The sequence below is a fragment of the Curtobacterium sp. MCLR17_032 genome, from assembly GCF_003234795.2.
Taxonomy (GTDB): domain Bacteria; phylum Actinomycetota; class Actinomycetes; order Actinomycetales; family Microbacteriaceae; genus Curtobacterium.
The window spans coordinates 2027193-2049371 of the sequence record NZ_CP126268.1 but is presented as its reverse complement, the minus strand read 5'-3'; the positions used below and the strand labels follow the sequence as shown (position 1 = coordinate 2049371).

Genomic DNA, 22179 nt, shown 5'->3' with positions numbered 1-22179 from the left:
CGCCTCGATCGTGGTCGTGCATCACCGACGTCACCGTCGGCACGGTCAGGTCGTCAGCCTATTGCACCGCCGCGCCGTGCGACGGGCGTGTGCGTTTTCGCTGTGGACTACTTCTGCTGCGCGATGGTCGCGCCGGTGATCTCGGTGGCCACCTTCGGCTCGCCGGAGCCGTCGGAGCCGGCGTCGGCGATGCCCTTCGACGTCACCTTCGACACCAGTTGCGACAGCCCGCTGGTCACCTTGCCGACGACGGTGTAGCCGCCGGTGGACGGGTCGAGCGTGGTGTCGTCGGTGACGATGAAGAACTGCGTCGTCTGTGACGACGGGGTCGCGCCGCGGGCGATGGCGATCGTGCCCTTCGCGTAGGTGCCGTCGCTCGGCACGTTCTCGAGCGGGCCGTACTGGAAGCCGGCGTCACCCGTGCCGTCGCCGTTCGCCGAGCCGCACTGCAGGAAGTGGAAGCCGGTGCTGTCGGCCAGGCGGTGGCACTTCGTGCCCTCGTAGAACTGCTTGCGGATCAGGTCGACCTCGACGCTGGTGGCCTGCGGGGCCTTCGCGCCGTCGAGCTCGATGCCCAGCCGGATGTCCTTGTTCAACGTCAGTGTGCCGGTCCAGGTCGCGCCCTTCGCGATGCCCTTGCTCGGCACGTCCCCGGTGTTGCCGGCGGTCGCGCTGGCCGACGGTGTGGGGGCGGCGGTCGAGGTCGCGCTGGCCGACGCACTGTCGGCACCCTGCGTCGAGGCGTGCACCAGCTGCGAGCCGGTGGCGAGTGCGGCGACGAGCACCAGCGCCCCGGCACCGATGACGTTGTCCCGGACCCGACGTCGACGCTGACGCTCGTGGAGGCCCTGCCTGGCCTGGTAGAGACGGAGTCGCTCGCGGGCTTCACGGCTCTGGTTCTTCGGTGCCACGGTGCTCTTCTGACCTCTCGTCGCGGTGTCCGACGAGCGTACCGGTTCACCCGTCGCGGGCCCGGCGGTGCCGGCCCGGACGCCGGAGAAGTCGGTGTCGGCCCGTACGATCGAGGCATGGCAACTGACCGGTCGGGGATGAACGCGCCCACGACGGGCGGCCGCACCGGCCTGTCGCAGGGGTCCGTGCCCCTCGCCGTGCGGATGCGTCCCACCAGCCTCGAAGAGGTCGCCGGTCAGCAGCACCTGCTCGGCCGGGGATCGCCGCTGGTCCAGCTGGCGACCGGTTCGCGCGAGAGCCCCGGCGGCGTCTCGGTGATCCTCTGGGGGCCGCCCGGCACCGGCAAGACCACCCTGGCGCAGGCGATCGCCCGGCAGTCCGGCCGTGAGTTCGTCGAGCTGTCCGCGGTCACCGCCGGCGTCAAGGACGTGCGCGAGGTCATGGAGAAGGCCCTGACACACCGGGACCTCTACGGCGCGACGACGGTCCTGTTCCTCGACGAGATCCACCGCTTCAGCAAGGCGCAGCAGGACGCCCTGTTGCCCGGGGTCGAGAACGGCTGGGTGATCCTCATCGCGGCGACCACCGAGAACCCGTCCTTCTCGGTCATCTCGCCGTTGCTCTCGCGCTCCCTGCTGCTCACGCTCAAGCCCCTGACGGACGCCGACCTCGGCATGCTCGTCGACCGCGCGGTCGAGGACGCCCGGGGCCTCCGGGGGTCGGTCGTGCTCGGCGACGAAGCACGGGCCGCGATCATCCGCCTGGCGTCCGGGGACGCCCGACGTGCGTTGACGGCGCTGGAGGCCGCGGCCGCGTCCGCCGTGGCGGCGCAGGACGACGACGAGCGCGAGTCCGGTACGGTCCCGGTCGTCGACGCCGACACCGTCGCCGCCGCGGTGGACCGGGCGCTGCTCCGCTACGACCGGCAGGGCGACGAGCACTACGACGTCATCAGCGCGTTCATCAAGTCGGTCCGGGGGAGCGACGTCGACGCCGCACTGCACTACCTGGCGCGGATGATCGAGGCCGGCGAGGACCCGAGGTTCATCGCCCGGCGGATCATCATCTCGGCGTCCGAGGACATCGGCATGGCGGACCCGCAGGCGCTGCCGATCGCCGTCGCCGCCGCGCAGGCCGTCCAGCTCATCGGCATGCCCGAGGGTCGGATCCCGCTCGCCGAGGCCGTGGTCTACCTGGCGACCGCGCCGAAGTCGAACGCGGCGTACAACGGCGTGAACCAGGCCGTGGCCGACGTCAAGGCCGGGCGGATGGGCGTCGTGCCGAACCACCTCCGGGACGCGCACTACGCCGGGGCGAAACGGCTCGGGCACGGCAAGGGGTACATCTACTCGCACGACGCCGAGCACGGGGTCGCGTCCCAGCAGTACCTGCCCGACGCCCTGGACGGCACCGAGTACTACACGCCGACCGCCAACGGGTTCGAGCGCGAGATCGGGCCGCGGCTCGACCGACTGCGCGGGATCATCCGCGGCGACTGACCGGGCACGCGACGCGCGGTCGGTCTGGTCCCCACGGCGGGACCGGATGCTGCTATCGTTGACGGGCCTACGTCCTGGTCCTCGCGTGCGGCTGCGTCGAGGACACAGTGTCAGTCACGTCCTGAACGGACCTGACCGGCACGGGGGCAGAGGTTCGGGCTGTAGCCGCCCGATCCCACAGGCTCATCCCTCTGGATCCCGTCACGGGGTCCGTCGGAGCGTGCGCGCTCCGAGACCCGTGACAACTTCAGTTCAGTACAGAGAAAAGGACCCTGTGTCTACCAAGTCACGCACCCGCAGCAAGACCCGCCTGTCTCGCGCGCTCGGCATCCCGCTGACGCCGAAGGCGGCCCGTTACCTCGAGAAGCGCCCCTACGGGCCCGGTGAGCACGGCCGTACGCGCCGTCGTCAGGACAGCGACTACGCCGTCCGTCTCCGTGAGAAGCAGCGTCTGCGCGCCCAGTACGGCATCCGCGAGAAGCAGCTCCGCATCGTCTTCGAAGAGTCCCGCAAGGCCGCCGGTCTGACCGGTGAGAACCTCGTCGAGACCCTCGAGACGCGTCTGGACGCCCTCGTGCTCCGTGCCGGCTTCGCCCGCACCACCTCGCAGGCCCGCCAGCTGATCGTGCACCGTCACATCCTGGTCGACGGCAAGCTCGTCGACCGCCCCTCCTTCCGCGTCAAGGAGGGCCAGCTGATCCACGTCAAGCAGCGCTCCGAGTCGCTCGAGCCCTTCCAGGTCGCCGCTGCCGGTGGCCACCAGGAAGTCCTCCCGAAGGTCCCGGGCTACCTCGAGGTCGAGATCGACAAGCTCCAGGCCCGCCTGGTGCGTCGTCCGAAGCGCGCCGAGGTCCCCGTGACCTGTGAAGTGCAGCTCGTCGTCGAGTACTACGCAGCCCGCTGATCCCAGCACCTGTGTGAACGGCGGGTCGTCCTCCTCGGAGGGCGGCCCGCCGTTCTGCGTCCCCGCGATACGCTTGTCCGACGTGCGCTCCGGCGCACGCGAGAGGGAGGCATCGTGAAGCAGCTGTTCTTCGTCGCCGTCGGCGTGGTCATCGGGTTCGTCGCGGCACAGCGCGTCAGCCGGACGCCGTCCGCCGCACACCTCCTCGCCCAGGTCGACGCCCGGGCGAAGGCCTTCACGGGCGCCGTGGCCGAGGGGTACCGCTCGCGCGAAGCCGAGCTGCGCCCGAACGGCCACTCGCCCACCTGACCCACCCCGAGCCTCCCGTCCCCGCCACACGCCCTACAGGAAGCACCATGCAGACCGCAGAGATCCGCCGTCGTTGGCTCCAGTTCTTCGGTGACCGCGGCCACACCGTCGTCCCGTCCGCGTCGCTCGTCTCGGACGACCCGTCGCTGCTGTTCACGGTGGCCGGCATGGTGCCGTTCATCCCGTACCTCACCGGGCTCATCCCGGCGCCGTACCCCCGCGCGACGAGCGTCCAGAAGTGCATCCGCACCAACGACATCGAAGAGGTCGGCAAGACCCCGCGGCACGGCACGTTCTTCCAGATGAACGGCAACTTCTCGTTCGGGGACTACTTCAAGGAGCAGGCGATCCAGTACGCCTGGGAGTTCCTGACGAACCCGGAGTCCGACGGTGGGCTCGGGTTCTCGGCCGACGACCTGTGGGTCACCGTCTACGAAGAGGACGACGAGGCGATCGAGTTCTGGATGCGGCACTCGACGCTGCCCGACGACCGGATCCAGCGCCTCGGCAAGGACACGAACTACTGGTCCACCGGGCAGCCCGGTCCGGCCGGCCCCTGCTCGGAGATCTTCTTCGACCGCGGCCCGGAGTACGGCATCGACGGTGGCCCGGCCACCGACGACGACCGCTACGTCGAGATCTGGAACCTGGTCTTCATGCAGTACCAGATCGCCGACGTGCGGTCGAAGTACGACTTCGAGATCACCGGCGAGCTGCCGAACAAGAACATCGACACCGGCATGGGGCTCGAGCGCGTCGCCTTCATCAAGCAGGGCGTCGACAACATGTACGAGATCGACCAGGTGCGCCCGGTCCTCGACGAGGCCGCCGCGGTGTCCGGCCGACGCTACGGCGCCGACCACGAGGACGACGTCCGGATGCGGGTCATCGCCGACCACGTCCGCTCGGCGCTCATGCTCATCACCGACGGCGTCTCGCCGTCGAACGAGGGCCGCGGCTACATCCTCCGCCGACTGCTCCGCCGCACGGTGCGCGCGATGCGGCTGCTCGGGGTCGAGGGTGCGACCTTCCCCCGGCTGTTCCCGGCGTCGCGCGACGCCATGCAGGCCGCCTACCCCGAGGTCGGCGAGCAGTACGACCGCATCGCCCGCATCGCCTACGCCGAAGAGGAGACGTTCCTCCGCACCCTCGCGCAGGGCACGACGATCCTGGACGTCGCCGTCGACCGCGCCAAGCAGGACGGCCGACCGTCGATCGGCGGGGACACCGCGTTCCTGCTGCACGACACCTTCGGGTTCCCGATCGACCTGACGATGGAGATGGCGGAAGAGGCCGGCGTCCACGTCGACCGTTCCGCGTTCGAGACCCTCATGTCGGAGCAGCGCTCGCGCGCCAAGGCCGACGCGAAGAGCAAGAAGACCGCCCTCGCCGACCTCAGCGTCTACAGCGCGTTCCGTGCCGCGGGGGAGACCGTCTTCCTCGGCTACGACGGGCTGCAGGCCGAGAGCCGGATCCTCGGTCTCATCGTCGACGGCCGGAGCGTGGACCGCGCGGTCGCGGGCGACATCGCCGAGGTCATCCTCAGCGAGACGTCGCTGTACGCCGAGTCCGGTGGCCAGGACGCCGACCAGGGCTCGATCGTCGGCAACGGCTTCGACCTCGAGGTACTCGACGTGCAGCGCCCGGTCTCCGGCCTCTGGAGCCACACCGTCCAGGTCCGTTCGGGCGAGGTCGGCGTCGATGACCCGGCGACCACCCTGGTGGACGCCGAGTACCGCCGCGGTGCGACCCAGGCCCACTCGGCCACGCACCTGGTGAACGCGGCGCTCCGTGACGTCCTCGGCCCGGAGGCACTGCAGGCGGGTTCGTACAACAAGGCCGGCTACATGCGCCTGGACTTCTCCTGGAGCCAGCCGGTGTCACTCGAGACCCGCACCGAGATCGAGGAGGTCGTGAACACCGCGATCCGCTCCGACCTCGAGGTCTCCACGCGCATCCTGCCGATCGACGACGCCAAGGCGCTCGGTGCCCAGGCGCTGTTCGGCGAGAAGTACGGCTCCGAGGTCCGCATGGTCGACATCGGCGGCCCGTGGTCCCGTGAACTCTGCGGTGGCATCCACGTGGCCTCCAGCGCCCAGGTCGGCCTCGTCAACCTGGTGGGCGAGTCCAGCGTCGGGTCGACCAACCGCCGCGTCGAGGCCCTCGTCGGGCTCGAGGGCTTCCGCGAGCTCGCGGTCGAGCGGACCATCGTGTCGCAGCTCTCCAGCGCGCTCAAGGCACCGCGTGACGACCTGCCGGGCCGCGTGCAGTCGCTGCTCGAGGACCTGAAGACGGCCCAGAAGCGGATCGCCGAGTTCGAGTCGGCGAACCTGCAGCAGCGCGTGCCGGCGATCGCCCGGGCCGCCGAGCGTGTCGGTGCCGTCGCGCTGGTCGCCCAGGTCGTCGACGGGCTCTCGTCGGGCGACGACCTCCGCGCCCTGGCCACCGGCGTCCGTGGCCAGCTCGGCTCGGACGCGGCCGTGGTCGTGCTCGGTGCCGTCGTCGGCGGCAAGCCGGTCGTGATCGTCGCGACGAACGACGCCGCCCGCGCCGCAGGCGTCCAGGCGGGTCCGCTCGCCAAGGAGGCAGCCGGTGTCCTCGGCGGCGGTGGCGGTGGCAAGCCGGACCTCGCGCAGGGCGGTGGCACCGACGCGTCGGCGCTGCCGGCGGCCCTCCGCGCCGTGTCCGACCGCATCGCGGCCTGACGGTGACGATCCGCTCCGGGCGCCGGCTCGGCATCGACGTCGGTCGCGCCCGGATCGGGGTCGCCGTGTGTGACCGAGACGGACTCCTCGCGACCCCGGTCGAGACCGTCCGTCGCGACGACTCCGCCGACGTCCGCCGGATCCTGGCGATCGCGGACGAGTACGACGTCCTCGAGGTCGTCGTCGGACTGCCGCTGTCGATGTCGGGCGGCGACACCGCGTCGACCACGGACGCGCGGGACTTCGCCGCCCGGATCGCGGCGCACCGTCCGGTCCGGCTCGTCGACGAACGGCTGTCGACGGTCACCGCGCAGCGCGGGCTGCACCAGGCGGGGAAGAACACCAAGAAGTCCCGGGCCGTGATCGACCAAGCCGCCGCTGTTATCATTCTGCAACATGCGCTCGACCACGAGCGCGCAGCCGGCGCCCCACCCGGGGCCGAACTCCCCTGACAGCTGCCCTCCCGGACCCGCCCCAGCGCCTCCGGAGCCGCACGGGGTTCCCGACCGAGAGACCGAGGACCGTTGGCAGACGATCTGGACTGGAACGCGATCATCGCGCCCGGCAGCGACGCCGAGCGCCGTGACCGCACGGGGACCCGCCGAGGCGAGGACCCCACCGACACACCCACGGACGGACCGCCGCTCTCGCGTCGGGAAGCCCGGGCAGCACGGGCACGAGCCGAAGCGGCCGCCCGTCCCGACGAGACTCCGACCGACGGCGACGCCCCCCGTGACCGCACGGTGAGCGACGGCGCAGCGAGCGACGACACGGCGAGCGACGTTGCTCCCCGCGACGACGTCCGGCGTGACGATGCCGGGAGGCCCGCCCCCCGACCCGTCGTCGGCGCAGCCCCCACGGACGGTGACGTCCACCCCGACGTGCACGCCCTCCTCGGCGGCTCCCTCCACAGCGGTCCGGTCCCGGGAGCGCGCGGCGAGGACGCGAGTGCCGGGGCGGCTGCGGATGCCGCAGCCAGCGCCGACGCGACCGACGCCCGGCCGGCGGACGGCCCTCTCGACGACGGCCCCAGCGACGACGGCCTCGCCGGCGACGACCTCACCGGCGGCGGCCGCGGTGCCGGTGGCCGAGGCGGCAACGACGGAGGCCGACGTGGCGGACGTGGTGGAGCCTCCCGGCTGCCGCGCGACGAACGTCCACCGCGACGCAAGGGCCCGCTGATCGCCGGGATCGTCATCGTGGCGATCGTGGTCGCCGGCGGTGCCGTCGCCTACAACTTCGCCGCCCCGAAGATCCAGGCCATCGCCAGCGCGATCTCGGGCTCGCAGGAGAGCGACGACTACACCGGTGACGGCACCTCGAAGGTGACGATCACGATCAAGGACGGCGACATCGGCGAGGACGTCGCCGCGACGCTGCAGCGGAGCGGTGTCGTGAAGACCTCGAAGGTGTTCTACCAGCTGCTGCTCGCGTCGCCGAACGTGCAGTTCCAGCCAGGTTCGTACGCGCTCAAGAAGAAGATGAGCTCGAAGGCTGCGCTGACGGCACTGCAGGACAAGGCCAACCGGGTCCAGGACCCGTCCATCGTCATCCCCGAGGGCACGGCGCTTGCGGACATCGAGGCCGGCATGGTCTCGAAGGCCGGGCTGAGCAAGGCTGACGTCGAGGCCGCTGCGAAGGACCTCTCCGCCTACGGGCTGCCGTCCGGCGTCACCACGCTCGAGGGCTGGCTGTTCCCCGCCACGTACCCGATCAACCCGAAGTGGACGGCGGAGCAGTACTTCAAGACCATGGTCGACACCATGAAGCAACATCTGAAGTCCGCCGGTGTCGCCGAGGCCGACCAGGAGCGGGTGGTCGTGTTCGCGTCGCTCGTGCAGAAGGAGGCCGGTCTCGCCGCCGACTACCCGAAGGTCGCCCGGGTGTTCCAGAACCGGCTCGACGACGGGATGCTCCTGCAGTCCGACGCGACCGTCGCCTACGGCACGGGCAACACCCACCGTGTGACGACGACGGATGCCGAGCGCGCGGACGCGTCGAACCGGTACAACACGTACCAGCACGAGGGGCTGCCGCCGGCGCCGATCTCCAACCCCGGTGACCTCGCCATCAACGCGGTGACCAAGATGGCGACCGGCAACTGGCGCTACTTCGTGACGGTGAACCTGGAGACCGGGGAGACGGTGTTCTCGGACACGCTCGCGCAGCACGAACAGGCCGTCAAGCAGTTCCAGGCCTGGCTGCGGGCACACCCGAACTACCAGTAGGCACTCGGACCACCAGTACGACCACGCGACCACCAGCACGACCACGCGACGGGCGGCGGTCGGTGTCCCGCACGGGGCACCGGACGCCGCCCGTCGTCGCTGTGGGAGGATGGTCGTCATGCTCCAGGGGTCGACCGCAGCGCCGATCGTCGTGATCGGTCCGATGGGTGCCGGCAAGTCGAGCGTCGGTCGCCGGGTCGCGAAGGCCCTCGGCGTCCCGTTCACCGACACCGACCGGGTGATCGTCCGCGAGCACGGTCCGCTCCCGCAGTTCTTCGCCGAGCACGGTGAGCCGGCGTTCCGCGAACTCGAGGCCGCAGCGGTCCGTCAGGCCGTGCAGACCGGCGGCGTCGTGTCGGTCGGCGGGGGAGCGGTCATGCACCCGGACACCCGCGCCGCGATGGCCGGGGCGCACGTCGTCCTGCTCACCGTGACGGCCGAGGCGGTCGCCGCACGGATCGTCGGGAGTGACCGCCCGCTGATCGCCGCGGGTGGCATCACGGCGTGGCAGCGCATCCTCGACGAGCGGGCCGACACCTACGCGGAGCTGGCCCACGCCGTGTTCGACACCTCACGCCGGCCGATGTCCCGGGTCGCCGAGGACATCGTCGCCTGGGTCCGCAGCACCCCGGGCAGCGACGCGGAACCGACGCCCGCAGCACCCGGTACCGCAGCACCCGGTCCCGCAGCACCCGGTAGCGCAACAGCCGGTCCCGCAGCACCCAGCCCCGCAGCACCCACCTCCGACGAAGGAGCACCGTGACCGAGTCGACCCTGCCCGAAGGCACCACCGAGATCCGCGTCGGCGGTGAGGGCGGCTACGTCGTCGCGATCGGCAACGGGCTGCTCGCCTCGGTCCCCGCCCTGCTCGGCCCGCGTGTGGCGAAGGTGCTCATCGTGCATGCCCCGACCCTGGGTGCCCGTGCCGAGGACCTCCGCCAGCTGCTCGTCGGCGCCGGGCTCGAAGCCCTCATCGCCGAGGTGCCCGACGCCGAGGCCGCCAAGCGCATCGAGGTCGCCTCGTTCTGCTGGCAGGTCATGGGCCAGTCGGACTTCACCCGCACCGATGCCGTGATCGGCCTCGGTGGCGGCGCGGTCACCGACCTCGCCGGGTTCGTCGCCGCCACCTGGCTGCGCGGCGTGCCGTACCTGTCGATGCCGACCACCGTCCTCGGCCTCGTCGACGCCAGCGTCGGCGGCAAGACCGGCATCAACACGAACGAGGGCAAGAACCTGGTCGGCGCCTTCGCGGCCCCGCGCGCCGTGGTCGGCGACCTCGACCTGCTCCGCAGCCTGCCGCGCAACGAGATCCTGGCGGGCTTCGCCGAGATCGTGAAGGCCGGCTTCATCGCGGTGCCCGAGATCCTCGACGTGATCGAGGCGGACGTCGACCGCGTGACCGACCCGACGACCCCGGAGTTCCGGCGCGTGGTCGAGCTCGCGATCGAGCTGAAGGCACAGGTCGTGTCGGAGGACTTCACCGAGCAGGGTCGCCGCGAGGTCCTCAACTACGGCCACACCCTCGGCCACGCGATCGAGCACGCCGAGCGGTACCAGTGGCGGCACGGTGCGGCGGTCGCGGTCGGCATGGTGTTCGCCGCCGAGCTCGCACGGCTCACCGGGCACCTGGACGACGCCACGGTCGACCGGCACCGCTCGATCCTGGACTCGCTGTCCCTGCCGACGACGTACCCGCTCGGCCGCTGGCAGAGCCTGCTCGCGACCATGCGCCGCGACAAGAAGGCACGGGCCGGCATGCTCCGCTTCATCATCCTCGACGCGGTCGGCAAGCCCGTGACGCTCGAGGGTCCCGAGGACCACCTGCTCTTCACCGCCTACCAGGAGGTCGGCGCCTGAGCGTGTGACCCGGGCCGGTGCCGGGACCGCAGCGTGCCCCGCTGGACCCCAGGCCCGCGGAGCAGACTGGCATCGTGCCCAACCCGCCCCGCCTCAGCGACTTCTCCCCCCAGCAACGTCAGGAACCCGCGGGGTTCCGGAGTCGGGGCCGACGCTTCGCAGAGGTCCTCGGCATCGCCCGACGGCACGCGCTGCTGCCCTTCCGGCGACTCGACTTCTCGCACGACCCGGCGACGTCCGAGCTCCGCCGCAGCCAGGCCGACCACCTCCGCCGTGCGCTCGAGGAGGCCGGCGGCGGGTTCGTGAAGATGGGCCAGCTGCTCTCGACCCGCGACGACCTGCTGCCGGAGGAGTGGACCGAGGAACTCGCGCACCTGCAGCGGAACGTCCGTCCCGCCGCGCCCGAGGAGGTCACGGCCTTGCTCGAGGCCGAACTCGGTGCGCCGGTGGACCGGGTGTTCGCGTCCTTCGACCCCGAGCCGCTCGCCGCGGCGTCGATCGCGCAGGTGCACCGTGCGCGGCTCACCGACGGAACCGCGGTGGCCGTGAAGGTCCAGCGCCCGGGCATCGACGTGGCCGTCCGCCGAGACGTCGACATCGCGCTCCGGGCCGTGCGGTTCCTGACCCGGACCTCGGCCCAGGCCCGCCAGCTCGGGATCGTCCAGGTTGCCGAACAGTACGGCGCCGACCTGATCCGGCAGGTGGACTTCTCGGCCGAGCTCCGGAACCTCGAGTCGCTCCGCGCCGCCCAGGCCCGCAGCGCCCGGCCCGACGAGGTCCGGTTCCCGGAGCCGTACCGAGACCTGTCGAGCCGCCGCGTGCTCGTGATGGAGTTCCTGGAGGGCGACACGCTCAGCGCGATCCGCGCCGAGCGCTCGGACCGCGACCTCGACGAGCCGATGCGCTCGATCCTCCGCTCGTTCCTCCGCCAGGTCGTCTTCGACGGCGTATACCACGCGGACCTGCACCCGGGGAACGTGCTGGTGCTGCCCGACGGGCGGCCCGCGCTCATCGACTTCGGATCGGTCGGGAGGCTCGACCCGGGTCTCCGGGACACGGTCCAGGAACTGTTGGCCGCGTACCTGCAGGACGACACCGCGCGGATCGCCGACACGGTGCTCCGGATGGCGCCGGTCCAGAACGTGGAGGACGAGGCGGACTTCCGTCGGGACATGGCCCGGTTCGTCGCCGAGGAGCTCGGTCCGGGCGCCCGGATCGGCGTCGAGACGGTCGACGACGCCGTCGAGGTCTTCGGCCGCTACCGGCTCCGCGCCCCGGCGGACTTCGTGGCGGCGGCCCGCGCGCTCGCGATCTTCGAGGGCACGCTCCGCACGCTGACCCCGTCCTTCGACCTGCTCGAGGAGTCGCGCGGACTCGCCGCCGAGCAGATCCGTGACCAGCTGCGACCAGCGGCGATCCGGAGCGTCCTGGTCCGCGAGCTGTTCGGCCTCGTCACCTCGGCGCGCCGCCTGCCCCGGCGGATCGACAAGATCACCGAGGCGGTGGAGGCCGGCAAGCTGTCGGTGAACATCCGCCTGCTCAGCGACCGCCGGGACCGTCAGACTGTGTCGGGCATGATCCGTCGGGTGCTGCTCGTGCTCCTGGGAGCCGGGGCGGGCCTCCTGTCCGTGGTGTACCTCGCCGAGCCGGTCCGCCCGACCGCGGTCATCTCGACGCTCGTCGCCGGGGCCCTGCTCGGTGGCACCAGCGTCGTGCTGCTGGTGTGGGCGGCGATCGACGCCTGGGTCGCGCGCCGACGGCAGTAGCCCGTCCGCTACACTCGTCCGGGGCTCCACGAGCCCGTGAGACCTTCACAACACCATCGAACGGAAGACCAATGGCGAGTACCACTGACATCAAGAACGGCGCCGTTCTCATCATCGACGGGCAGCTCTGGTCGGTCGTCGAGTTCCAGCACGTGAAGCCGGGCAAGGGCGGCGCCTTCGTGCGCACCAAGCTCAAGAACGTCGTGTCGGGCAAGGTCGTCGACCGCACGTTCAACGCCGGCGCGAAGATCGTGACCGCCGTGGTGGACCGCCGCGACTACCAGTACCTCTACGAGGACGGCGACTCGTACGTGTTCATGGACCAGGACACCTACGACCAGATCAACGTCCCGTCGACGGTCGTCGGCGACGCGAAGAACTTCCTGCTCGAGTCCGCGCAGGTCACCATCGCGATGAACGAGGGCAACCCGCTCTACGTCGAGCTCCCGACCTCGATCGTCACCACGATCGAGACCGAGCCGGGCCTGCAGGGCGACCGTTCCTCCGGTGGCACCAAGCCGGCGACGATCGTCACGGGCTACCAGATCCAGGTCCCGCTCTTCCTCGAGAGCGGCACCAAGGTCAAGGTCGACACGCGTGACGGCAACTACCTCGGCCGCGTCAACGACTAGGCGCTGACCGGATGAGTGCTCGTTCCAAGGCGCGCAAGCGCGCCCTCGACATGCTCTACGTGGCCGAGGTGCGCGAGCTGCCGATCGCGGACGTCCTCGCGACCGAGACGGTCCGCCACCTCGACCAGCCGGAGCGTACCTCCAGCTGGGACTACGCGCGGCAGATCGTCACGGGCATCGACGAGGCCCGCTACGAGATCGACGACGTCATCACCGACCACGCGCAGGGTTGGGCGATCGCCCGCATGCCGGTGCTCGACCGCTGCATCCTGCGCATGGGCGTCTGGGAGCTCCGGTTCAACCCGGAGGTCCCCGACGCGGTCGCGATCGCCGAAGCCGTCGAGCTCGCGCAGTCGCTGTCCACCGACGACTCGGCCGGTTTCGTGAACGGCGTCCTCGGCGCCGTCGCCGGTGGTCGTGGACCGTCCGGTCGGACTGTCGCGGAGGACCAGGAGTCCCACTAGGCTCGAACCCGTCAGCATCCTTGAAGCCGTCCTGAGAGACGGGAGCCGTCCAGAGAGACGGGGAAGGAGGTCTGCGTGGGTACCAGAACGGTCCTGCAGCAACCCGACATCACGCGCGCTCTGACGCGCATCGCACACGAGATCCTCGAGGCCAACCACGGTGGCTCGGACCTGGTGTTGCTCGGCATCCCGACCCGCGGCGCCGTCCTGGCCGAGCGGCTCGGACGCATCCTCGCCGACATCGAGCCCGGGTGGGAGTCCGCCACCGGGGGCATCGGCAGTGAGCGGGTCGGCGCCCTCGACGTCACGATGTACCGCGACGACCTGCGCCGCGGCATCGGTCGCGCACCGCACCCGACGGTGATCCCGGCCGGCGGTGTCGACGGCAAGGTCGTCGTCCTGGTCGACGACGTCCTCTACTCGGGCCGTACCGTCCGCGCGGCACTCGACGCACTGCAGGGCATCGGACGCCCCCGTGCGGTCCGGCTGGCGGTCCTCGTCGACCGCGGCCACCGCGAGCTGCCGATCCGCGCCGACCACGTCGGCAAGAACCTCCCGACAGCCGGGGACGAGCGGGTCACCCTGCACCTGACCGAGACCGACGGCGTCGACGACGTCGTCATCGAACAGGGCAGCACGGAACCGGGCGGTGCGGCATGAGGCACCTGCTCTCCACCGCCGACCTGTCGCGGGACGACGCCGTGCGGATCCTCGACGTCGCCGAGGAGATGGCCGAGGTCAACACGCGCGAGGTCCGGAAGCTCCCGGCGCTCCGCGGTCGGACGATCGTGAACCTCTTCTTCGAGGACTCGACCCGCACCCGCATCTCGTTCGAGGCCGCCGCCAAGCGACTGTCCGCGGACGTCATCAACTTCGCCGCGAAGGGCTCCAGCGTCTCGAAGGGCGAGTCCCTCAAGGACACCGTCCAGACCCTCGACGCTATGGGCATCGACGGCATCGTGATCCGGCACGGCGCGTCCGGCGCCCCCCGGGTGCTCGCCGAGGCCGACTGGATCGACGTGCCCGTGGTCAACGCCGGCGACGGCACGCACGAGCACCCCACGCAGGCGCTCCTCGACGCGTTCACGATGCGCCGCCGCCTGCACGGCGCGGACAGCCGCGGCCAGGGACTCGACGGCGTCCGGGTGCTCATCGTCGGCGACGTGCTGCACAGTCGCGTCGCCCGGAGCAACGCCTGGCTGCTCCGCACGCTCGGCGCACACGTCACCTTCGCCGCCCCGCCGACCCTGCTGCCCGCGGTCGACCGGCCGTTCGGCGCCGCCGTCCACCACGACCTGGACGCGGCCCTCGCCGAGGACCCGGACGTCGTGATGACGCTCCGCATCCAGCAGGAGCGGATGAACGACGCCTTCTTCCCGAACCCCCGCGAGTACACGCGGCACTTCGGCCTGACCGCCGCCCGCTTCGCGCGGCTGCCGGAGCGCACCCTCGTGATGCACCCGGGGCCGATGAACCGCGGGCTCGAGATCGCCGGCGTGGCCGCGGACGACGCCCGTTCGACGGTCGTCGAACAGGTCGCGAACGGCGTCTCGGTCCGGATGGCCGTGCTCTACCTCGCCCTCACCGGTGACCAGCAGAAGGAGTCCGTCGCATGACCGCACACCTGATCCGTGGCGCGCAGCTGGTCGACGGCTCGCGTGCCGACATCCGCCTGGAGGGACGGCTCGTCACCGCGGTCGGGTCCGGTCTCGACGCGGCCGGCGCCACGGTCGTCGATGCCGACGGGCTGCTCGCCCTGCCGGGTCTGGTCGACCTGCACACGCACCTCCGGGAGCCCGGCCACGAGGAGTCCGAGACGGTCCTGTCCGGCTCGCGGGCCGCGGCCGCCGGCGGCTTCACGGCAGTGAACGCGATGGCGAACTCGTCGCCGGTCGCCGACACCGCCGGGGTCGTCGAGCAGGTGCAGGCGCTCGGGGACGACGCCGGTTACGTCACCGTCCGGCCGATCGGTGCCGTCTCGCAGGGACTGCAGGGCACGCACCTGGCCGAGATCGGCGCGATGGCGACCTCCCGCGCGAAGGTCCGGGTGTTCTCCGACGACGGCTCGTGCGTCGCCGACCCGCTGCTCATGCGTCGGGCGCTCGAGTACATCAAGGGCTTCGGCGGGGTGCTCGCCCAGCACGCGCAGGAGCCCCGCCTGACCATCGGCGCGCAGATGAACGAGGGCCGCCTGTCCTCGGAGCTCGGCCTGGCGGGGTGGCCGGCCGTGGCCGAGGAGTCGATCATCGCCCGCGACGTCCTGCTCGCCGAGCACGTCGGCGCACGACTGCACGTCTGCCACGTCTCCACGGCGGGCAGCGTCGAGGTGATCCGCTGGGCGAAGGCCCGCGGCATCGACGTCACCGCTGAGGTCACCCCGCACCACCTCCTGCTCACCGAGGACCTCATCGCCGGACACGACGGCGCCCCGGGCTACGACGCCCGCTACAAGGTGAACCCGCCGCTCCGCCGCCGCGAGGACGTCGAGGCGCTCCGCGCGGCCCTCGCCGACGGCACGATCGACATCGTCGCGACGGACCACGCCCCGCACCCGGCCGAGGCGAAGCACTGCGAGTGGCCGGCCGCCGCGAACGGCATGGTCGGCCTCGAGTCCGCGCTGCGCGTCGTGCACGCCGCCGTGGTCGAGGACGGTCGACTCGACTGGGCCGACGTCGCCCGGGTGCTCTCGAGCGCCCCGGCCCGGATCGGCCAGGTCGAGGGCCACGGCCACGCGATCGCCGAGGGCGCCCCGGCCGAGATCACGCTCTACGACCCCGCCGCGAGCCGGGACTTCTCGGCAGCCGACCTGCACGGGCAGTCGCAGAACTCGCCCTACCTCGGCATGCCGCTGCCCGGCCGGGTCGTCGCGACCTTCCACCACGGCATGCCCACGCTCCTCGACGGACAGCTCGTCGACAGCGAGACCGTCGCCGCTCGGGCAGCGGCGGCACGGGTGGCGACGGCATGAGCGGTGACGCGGCACGCTGGCTGCTCGGCGGGGTCATCTTGCTCGCGGTGGCCGCGCTGTTCGTCGCGATGGCCCGCACCTGGCGGACGCGCAGCCGACGGCAGGCGGAGGCCGTGCCTCCCGTCCCGGTGCCGGCCGACCGCGGTCCGGCGACCGGGTCGTGGGACGGCTTCACCGTCGCGACGACCCGCGCCGACCAGCCGCTCGAACGGATCACCGCCGGCGGACTCGGCTTCCGTGGCCGCGGCGGGGTGACCGTGCACGCGACCGGTGTCGTGCTGCACCACGCCGGTGTGGACGACCGGTGGATCGCCCGGAGTGCCGTCCGCGGCGCCGACCGGGCCACGTGGGCCATCGACCGTGTGGTCGAGCCCGGGGGACTGGTCCGACTGCGATGGACGGCGACCGGCGCCGCAGCAGCGACGGACCTCGACACCTACTTCCGGTTCCCGGAGGGCGACGCGGAAGCGCTCACCGCCCTGCAGGGACTGGCGACGACGAACGACTCCCCGCAGACCGCGGGCGAAGGGACGAACTCATGACACGCGAACGGGCCGTACTGGTCCTCGAAGACGGCACCCGGTACGACGGCTGGGCCTACGGCGCCCGCGGGCGCACGCTCGGCGAGGTGGTCTTCGCGACCGGCATGACCGGGTACCAGGAGACCCTCACCGACCCCTCCTACGCCGGGCAGATCGTGGTGCAGACCGCGCCGCACATCGGCAACACCGGTGTCAACGACGAGGACCCCGAGTCCCGTCGCATCTGGGTCGCCGGCTACGTCGTCCGCGACCCCAGCCGCGTGGTCTCGAACCACCGCGCGGATGCCTCGCTCGACGAGCACCTGGTGCGCGACGGCATCGTCGGGATCTCCGGCATCGACACCCGGTCCCTGACCCGCCGCATCCGCGACGCCGGCGCCATGAAGGGCGGCGTGTTCAGCGGTGCCGACGCCACGCTCGACGCCGACGAGCAGCTCCGGGTCGTCACCGAGCAGGCCGGCATGGCGGGCAAGAACCTGTCCGCCGAGGTCTCCACGGCCGAGGAGTACGTCGTCGAGCCGGTCGGGGAACGGATCGGCACGCTGGCCGTCCTCGACCTCGGCGTGAAGTCGTCGACCACCCGCTACCTGTCCGAGCGCGGCTTCGAGGTGCACGTGCTGCCGCAGGACGTCACGGTCGAGCGGCTCCGCGAGCTCGACCCCGACGCGCTCTTCTACTCGAACGGCCCCGGCGACCCGTCGGCCTCCGACGCGCAGGTGACCCTGCTGCAGGAGAGCCTCCGCGACGGCCGTCCGTTCTTCGGGATCTGCTTCGGCAACCAGCTGCTCGGCCGCGCGCTCGGCTTCGGCACCTACAAGCTGCCCTTCGGACACCGCGGCATCAACCAGCCGGTGCTCGACACCACCACCGGCAAGGTCGAGATCACGAGCCAGAACCACGGCTTCGCGGTCGACGCGCCCGTCGGACAGGTCATCGAGTCCCCGGTCGGCTTCGGCCGCGTCGAGGTCTCGCACTACTCGCTGAACGACAACGTGGTGGAGGGCCTCCGGGCGCTCGACATCCCCGCGTTCAGCGTGCAGTACCACCCCGAGGCCGCTGCCGGACCGCACGACAGCATGTACCTCTTCGACCGCTTCCGGGACATGGTGCTCGCCCGCCGGCAGGGGGAGCCGCTCGACGCGGCCACCGCCGACGCGACCACCCCCGCCGCCGACCCGACGCACGGCTCCGACACCACGAAGGAGGGCAACTGATGCCCAAGCGCTCCGACATCAGCTCCGTCCTGGTCATCGGCTCGGGCCCGATCGTCATCGGGCAGGCCGCCGAGTTCGACTACTCCGGCACCCAGGCGTGCCGGGTCCTCCGCGCCGAGGGCGTCCGCGTCATCCTGGTGAACCCGAACCCGGCGACGATCATGACCGACCCGGACTTCGCCGACGCGACGTACATCGAGCCGATCACCAACGCCTCGCTCGAGGAGATCATCCGCATCGAGCAGCCGGACGCCGTCCTGCCGACCCTCGGTGGGCAGACCGCACTGAACGCGGCGATCTCCCTCGACGAGGCCGGCATCCTCGAGAAGTACGGCGTCGAGCTCATCGGCGCCAAGGTGGACGCCATCCAGCGCGGTGAGGACCGCCAGCTCTTCAAGGAGCTCGTCCTCGAGTCCGGCGCGGACGTGGCACGCAGCCACATCGCCCACACGCTGGAGGAGGCGAAGGAGTTCGCGAAGGACCTCGGCTACCCGCTGGTCGTCCGGCCGTCCTTCACCATGGGTGGTCTCGGTTCCGGCTTCGCGTACACCGAGGACGAGCTCGTCCGCTTCGTCGGCGACGGGCTGCAGTCCAGCCCGACGACCGAGGTCCTGCTCGAGGAGTCGATCCTCGGCTGGAAGGAGTACGAGCTCGAGCTCATGCGGGACAACGCCGACAACACGGTCGTCGTCTGCTCGATCGAGAACGTCGACCCGGTCGGCGTGCACACCGGCGACTCGATCACGGTCGCCCCGGCGCTGACGCTGACCGACCGCGAGTACCAGAACATGCGGAACATCGGCATCGACATCATCCGTCGCGTCGGCGTCGACACCGGCGGCTGCAACATCCAGTTCGCGGTCGACCCGTCGAACGGGCGCCTCATCGTCATCGAGATGAACCCCCGCGTCTCGCGGTCGAGCGCGCTGGCGTCCAAGGCCACGGGCTTCCCGATCGCCAAGATCGCCGCGAAGCTCGCCATCGGGTACCGCCTGGACGAGATCCAGAACGACATCACCCGCGTCACCCCGGCGAGCTTCGAGCCGACGCTCGACTACGTCGTGGTGAAGACCCCGCGCTTCGCGTTCGAGAAGTTCCCGGCCGCCGACGCGACCCTCACCACCACGATGAAGAGCGTCGGCGAGGCGATGGCGATCGGCCGCAACTACGCCACCGCGCTGCAGAAGTCGCTGCGCTCGCTCGAGAAGCGCGGGTCGAGCTTCCACTGGGACGTCCCGGCCGACCAGCTCGACAAGGCCGCGCTGCTCGAGAAGTCGTCCATCCCGACCGACGGCCGCATCGTCACGGTGCAGCAGGCGCTCGTCGCCGGTGCCACCGCGGCCGAGGTCTTCGAGGCCACGAAGATCGACCCGTGGTTCATCGACCAGATCGTCCTCATCAACGAGGTCGCCGACGAGGTCCGTGCCGCCGAGACGCTCGACGCCGACACCGTCCGCTGGGCCAAGGAGCACGGCTTCAGCGACGCGCAGATCGCCTCGCTGCGCGGCATCACCGAGCAGGAGGCCCGTGACCAGCGTCACGCGTTCGGCATCCGCCCGGTGTTCAAGACCGTCGACACCTGCGCCGGCGAGTTCCCGGCCCTGACGCCGTACCACTACTCGTCCTACGACACCGAGACCGAGGTCGCCCCGAGCGACCGCAAGAAGGTCGTCATCCTGGGCTCCGGCCCGAACCGCATCGGCCAGGGCGTCGAGTTCGACTACTCGTGCGTGCACGCGTCCTTCGCACTGAGCGACGCCGGCTTCGAGACGATCATGGTGAACTGCAACCCGGAGACGGTCTCGACCGACTACGACACCTCGGACCGGCTCTACTTCGAGCCGCTCACGGTGGAGGACGTCCTCGAGGTCATCGCGGCCGAGCAGGCCTCCGGCGAGGTCGTCGGCGTCGTCGTGCAGCTCGGCGGCCAGACCGCCCTGGGCCTGGCGAGGCCGCTCGAGGCCGCCGGCATCCCGATCCTCGGCACCAGCCCCGACGCGATCGACCTGGCCGAGGAGCGCGGAGCGTTCTCGCGCATCCTCGACGACGCCGGCCTGCTCGCGCCGAAGAACGGCACCGCGCACGACCTGGCCAGCGCCACCGCGGTCGCCGAGGGCATCGGCTACCCGGTGCTCGTCCGCCCGTCCTTCGTGCTCGGCGGTCGCGGCATGGAGATCGTCTACGACTCCGACACCCTCGCCGACTACTTCGACCGGATGGCCGACCAGGCGATCATCGGCCCGGACCTGCCGCTGCTCGTGGACCGGTTCCTGGACGACGCGGTCGAGATCGACATCGACGCGCTCTACGACGGCGACCGGCTCTACGTCGGCGGCGTCATGGAGCACATCGAAGAGGCCGGCATCCACTCCGGTGACTCCTCCTGCACCCTGCCCCCGGTCGGCCTCGGCCGTGCGGAGATCCAGGCCGTCGTCGACGCGACCGAGAAGATCGCCCGCGGGGTCGGCGTCCGCGGACTCCTCAACGTGCAGTTCGCCATCGCGGCCGGCGTGCTCTACGTGCTCGAGGCGAACCCCCGCGCCAGCCGCACGGTGCCGTTCGTCTCGAAGGCGCTCGGCATCGCCCTGGCCAAGGCCGCTGCCCGCGTCATGACCGGCACGAGCATCGACGACCTGGTCGCCGAGGGACTGCTGCCGAGCCGCGACGGTGCCTTCGTCCCGATGGAGTCCCCGATCGCCGTCAAGGAGGCCGTGCTGCCCTTCCGACGCTTCCGCACCCGCGAGGGCCAGGTGGTCGACTCGGTGCTCAGCCCCGAGATGCGCTCCACCGGTGAGGTCATGGGCATCGACCGCGACTTCCCGCGGGCGTTCCTCAAGAGCCAGGAGGCCGCGTACGGCGGGCTGCCGACCAGCGGCACCGTGTTCGTGAGCGTCGCCGACACCGACAAGCGCGCCATCGTCCTGCCGGTGCACCGTCTGCAGCAGCTCGGCTTCACGATCATCGCGACCGAGGGCACCGCCGAGGTGCTCCGCCGCAACGGGATCCTGGTGGGCGTCGTCGGCAAGTTCAGCCAGGGGCAGGAGAGCGTCGTCGACCTGCTCGCCCGCAACGAGGTCGACATCGTCATCAACACGCCGAGCGGTGCCGCCGGTCGCGCGGACGGGTACGAGATCCGCGCGGCGACCGTGGCGGCAGACAAGCCGCTGTTCACGACGATCTCGCAGCTCGGCGCGGCGGTCGCGGCGATCGAGACGATCGGCACGCCGCACAGCGTCCGGAGCCTGCAGGACTACGCGCTCGAGCGGGCGGGCTGGTGACCCCAGCCCGGCCTGGAGGCCCGACCCCGTTCGGCGTCCGGCTCGCCGCCGCCATCGGGTCGCGGTCCGCACTGTGCGTCGGTATCGACCCCCACGCCGCCACCCTGGCGGCGTGGGGGCTCGGCCGCGACGAGGCCGGACTGACCGCCTTCGGCGCGACCCTCGTCGACGCGGCCGCCGGTCGCGCGGCCATGGTGAAGCCGCAGATCGCGTTCTTCGAGGCGGTCGGGGTGCCCGGCTACCGCGCACTCGACGCGACGATCCGTCGTGCACGTGATGCGGGCCTCCTGGTCGTGGCGGACGTCAAGCGCGGCGACATCGGGTCCACCGGGGACGACTACGCCCTGGCCTGGCTCGACCGCGACGGACCGTTCGCGGCCGACGCGATGACCGTGTCGCCCTACCTGGGCTACGGCTCGTTGACCGGGACGATCGCCGTCGCCCGACAGAACGGCGCCGGTGTGTTCGTGCTCGCGGCGACGAGCAACCCGGAGGCCCGGGTCCTGCAGACCGCAGTGCTGGCGGAGGGCCCGCGTGCCGGGCGGACCGTGGCTGCCGGTATCGTCGTCGACGTGGCAGACGACAACCGGACGACGGCCGACCAGGCCCTGGGGGACGTCGGGCTCGTGCTCGGCGCGACCCTCGACCTCGACGACTTCGGCATCACGGCCGACGAGATCGGTACCGCCCCCGTGCTCGCGCCGGGCTTCGGCGCCCAGGGTGCCCGCATCGAGGACCTCCGTGCGCTGTACGGCAGCCGTGCCGAGCAGGTGCTCGTGAACGAGTCCCGCGGTCTGCTCGGCGACGGCCCGGACGGTGTCGCCGCCCTCGTGGCCGACCGTGCCGCCCGCATCCGCGCGGCCCTGGAGTCGGCAGCGTGAGCGACGAGCAGGCGGGCAGC

Annotated in this window: 19 protein-coding genes; 18 read left to right on the top strand and 1 reads right to left on the bottom strand. The window is 71.4% G+C overall.

The features are described 5' to 3' along the window. Positions 1-107: 107 nt before the first annotated feature. Entirely contained in the window at positions 108-911 is an 804-nt protein-coding gene (locus DEI97_RS09685; RefSeq protein WP_111073590.1) for a peptidylprolyl isomerase, read from the bottom strand. Positions 912-1028: 117 nt separating this feature from the next. Here DEI97_RS09685 and DEI97_RS09680 point away from each other — a divergent pair, with 117 nt between their 5' ends. The 18 genes from DEI97_RS09680 to pyrF all read left to right on the top strand — a co-directional run bounded on the left by DEI97_RS09680 (position 1029) and on the right by pyrF (position 22159). After that, complete coding sequence (locus DEI97_RS09680; protein WP_441005166.1) at positions 1029-2411, top strand: replication-associated recombination protein A; 1383 nt, start codon at positions 1029-1031, stop codon at positions 2409-2411. Between the two features lie 274 nt (positions 2412-2685). After that, positions 2686-3315, top strand: a complete 630-nt coding sequence (rpsD, locus tag DEI97_RS09675) for a 30S ribosomal protein S4 (protein ID WP_110902175.1) — start codon at positions 2686-2688, stop codon at positions 3313-3315. A gap of 114 nt (positions 3316-3429) precedes the next feature. Further along, positions 3430-3624: a hypothetical protein gene (locus tag DEI97_RS09670; protein WP_111073588.1), complete on the top strand. Its 195-nt coding sequence runs from the start codon at positions 3430-3432 to the stop codon at positions 3622-3624. A 47-nt stretch (positions 3625-3671) separates the two neighbouring features. Beyond that, the gene (alaS, locus tag DEI97_RS09665) at positions 3672-6329 is read left to right on the top strand and encodes an alanine--tRNA ligase (RefSeq protein WP_111073587.1); all 2658 of its coding nucleotides are present in this window, start codon (positions 3672-3674) and stop codon (positions 6327-6329) included. Between the two features lie 8 nt (positions 6330-6337). Then, the gene (gene ruvX / locus DEI97_RS09660) at positions 6338-6781 is read left to right on the top strand and encodes a Holliday junction resolvase RuvX (RefSeq protein WP_181439134.1); all 444 of its coding nucleotides are present in this window, start codon (positions 6338-6340) and stop codon (positions 6779-6781) included. 72 nt (positions 6782-6853) lie between these two features. Then, the gene (mltG, locus tag DEI97_RS09655; RefSeq protein ID WP_111073585.1) at positions 6854-8557 is read left to right on the top strand and encodes an endolytic transglycosylase MltG; all 1704 of its coding nucleotides are present in this window, start codon (positions 6854-6856) and stop codon (positions 8555-8557) included. 118 nt (positions 8558-8675) lie between these two features. Then, on the top strand, positions 8676-9320 hold the full coding sequence (locus tag DEI97_RS09650; protein WP_111073715.1) for a shikimate kinase: 645 nt from the start codon (positions 8676-8678) through the stop codon (positions 9318-9320). Continuing rightward, positions 9317-10414 (top strand): 3-dehydroquinate synthase, encoded by a 1098-nt coding sequence (gene aroB / locus DEI97_RS09645; RefSeq protein WP_374107145.1) that lies wholly within the window; start codon positions 9317-9319, stop codon positions 10412-10414. The genes DEI97_RS09650 and aroB overlap by 4 nt, the downstream gene beginning before the upstream one ends. Positions 10415-10488: 74 nt before the next feature. Next, positions 10489-12180 carry an ABC1 kinase family protein gene (locus DEI97_RS09640; RefSeq protein ID WP_111073584.1) on the top strand — a complete coding sequence of 564 codons (1692 nt, stop codon included), beginning with the start codon at positions 10489-10491 and terminating at the stop codon, positions 12178-12180. 71 nt (positions 12181-12251) lie between these two features. After that, positions 12252-12812, top strand: coding sequence for an elongation factor P (gene efp / locus DEI97_RS09635; RefSeq protein WP_111073583.1), 561 nt, complete (start codon positions 12252-12254; stop codon positions 12810-12812). Positions 12813-12823: 11 nt separating this feature from the next. Continuing rightward, positions 12824-13276 carry a transcription antitermination factor NusB gene (gene nusB, locus DEI97_RS09630; protein WP_111073582.1) on the top strand — a complete coding sequence of 151 codons (453 nt, stop codon included), beginning with the start codon at positions 12824-12826 and terminating at the stop codon, positions 13274-13276. A 75-nt stretch (positions 13277-13351) separates the two neighbouring features. Then, positions 13352-13936 (top strand): bifunctional pyr operon transcriptional regulator/uracil phosphoribosyltransferase PyrR, encoded by a 585-nt coding sequence (pyrR, locus tag DEI97_RS09625; RefSeq protein ID WP_111073581.1) that lies wholly within the window; start codon positions 13352-13354, stop codon positions 13934-13936. Next, positions 13933-14892 carry an aspartate carbamoyltransferase catalytic subunit gene (locus DEI97_RS09620; RefSeq protein WP_111073580.1) on the top strand — a complete coding sequence of 320 codons (960 nt, stop codon included), beginning with the start codon at positions 13933-13935 and terminating at the stop codon, positions 14890-14892. Before pyrR ends, DEI97_RS09620 begins: the two co-directional genes overlap by 4 nt. Further along, positions 14889-16244 (top strand): dihydroorotase, encoded by a 1356-nt coding sequence (locus DEI97_RS09615; protein WP_111073579.1) that lies wholly within the window; start codon positions 14889-14891, stop codon positions 16242-16244. The genes DEI97_RS09620 and DEI97_RS09615 overlap by 4 nt, the downstream gene beginning before the upstream one ends. Beyond that, the gene (locus DEI97_RS09610; RefSeq protein WP_111073578.1) at positions 16241-16786 is read left to right on the top strand and encodes a PH-like domain-containing protein; all 546 of its coding nucleotides are present in this window, start codon (positions 16241-16243) and stop codon (positions 16784-16786) included. Before DEI97_RS09615 ends, DEI97_RS09610 begins: the two co-directional genes overlap by 4 nt. Further along, entirely contained in the window at positions 16783-18000 is a 1218-nt protein-coding gene (gene carA / locus DEI97_RS09605) for a glutamine-hydrolyzing carbamoyl-phosphate synthase small subunit (RefSeq protein ID WP_111073577.1), read from the top strand. Before DEI97_RS09610 ends, carA begins: the two co-directional genes overlap by 4 nt. Then, positions 18000-21278 (top strand): carbamoyl-phosphate synthase large subunit, encoded by a 3279-nt coding sequence (carB, locus tag DEI97_RS09600; RefSeq protein ID WP_111073576.1) that lies wholly within the window; start codon positions 18000-18002, stop codon positions 21276-21278. The genes carA and carB overlap by 1 nt, the downstream gene beginning before the upstream one ends. Further along, a complete protein-coding gene (pyrF, locus tag DEI97_RS09595; RefSeq protein WP_111073575.1) occupies positions 21275-22159 on the top strand; it encodes an orotidine-5'-phosphate decarboxylase in 885 nt (294 codons plus the stop codon). Before carB ends, pyrF begins: the two co-directional genes overlap by 4 nt. The last annotated feature ends 20 nt before the right edge of the window (positions 22160-22179 follow it).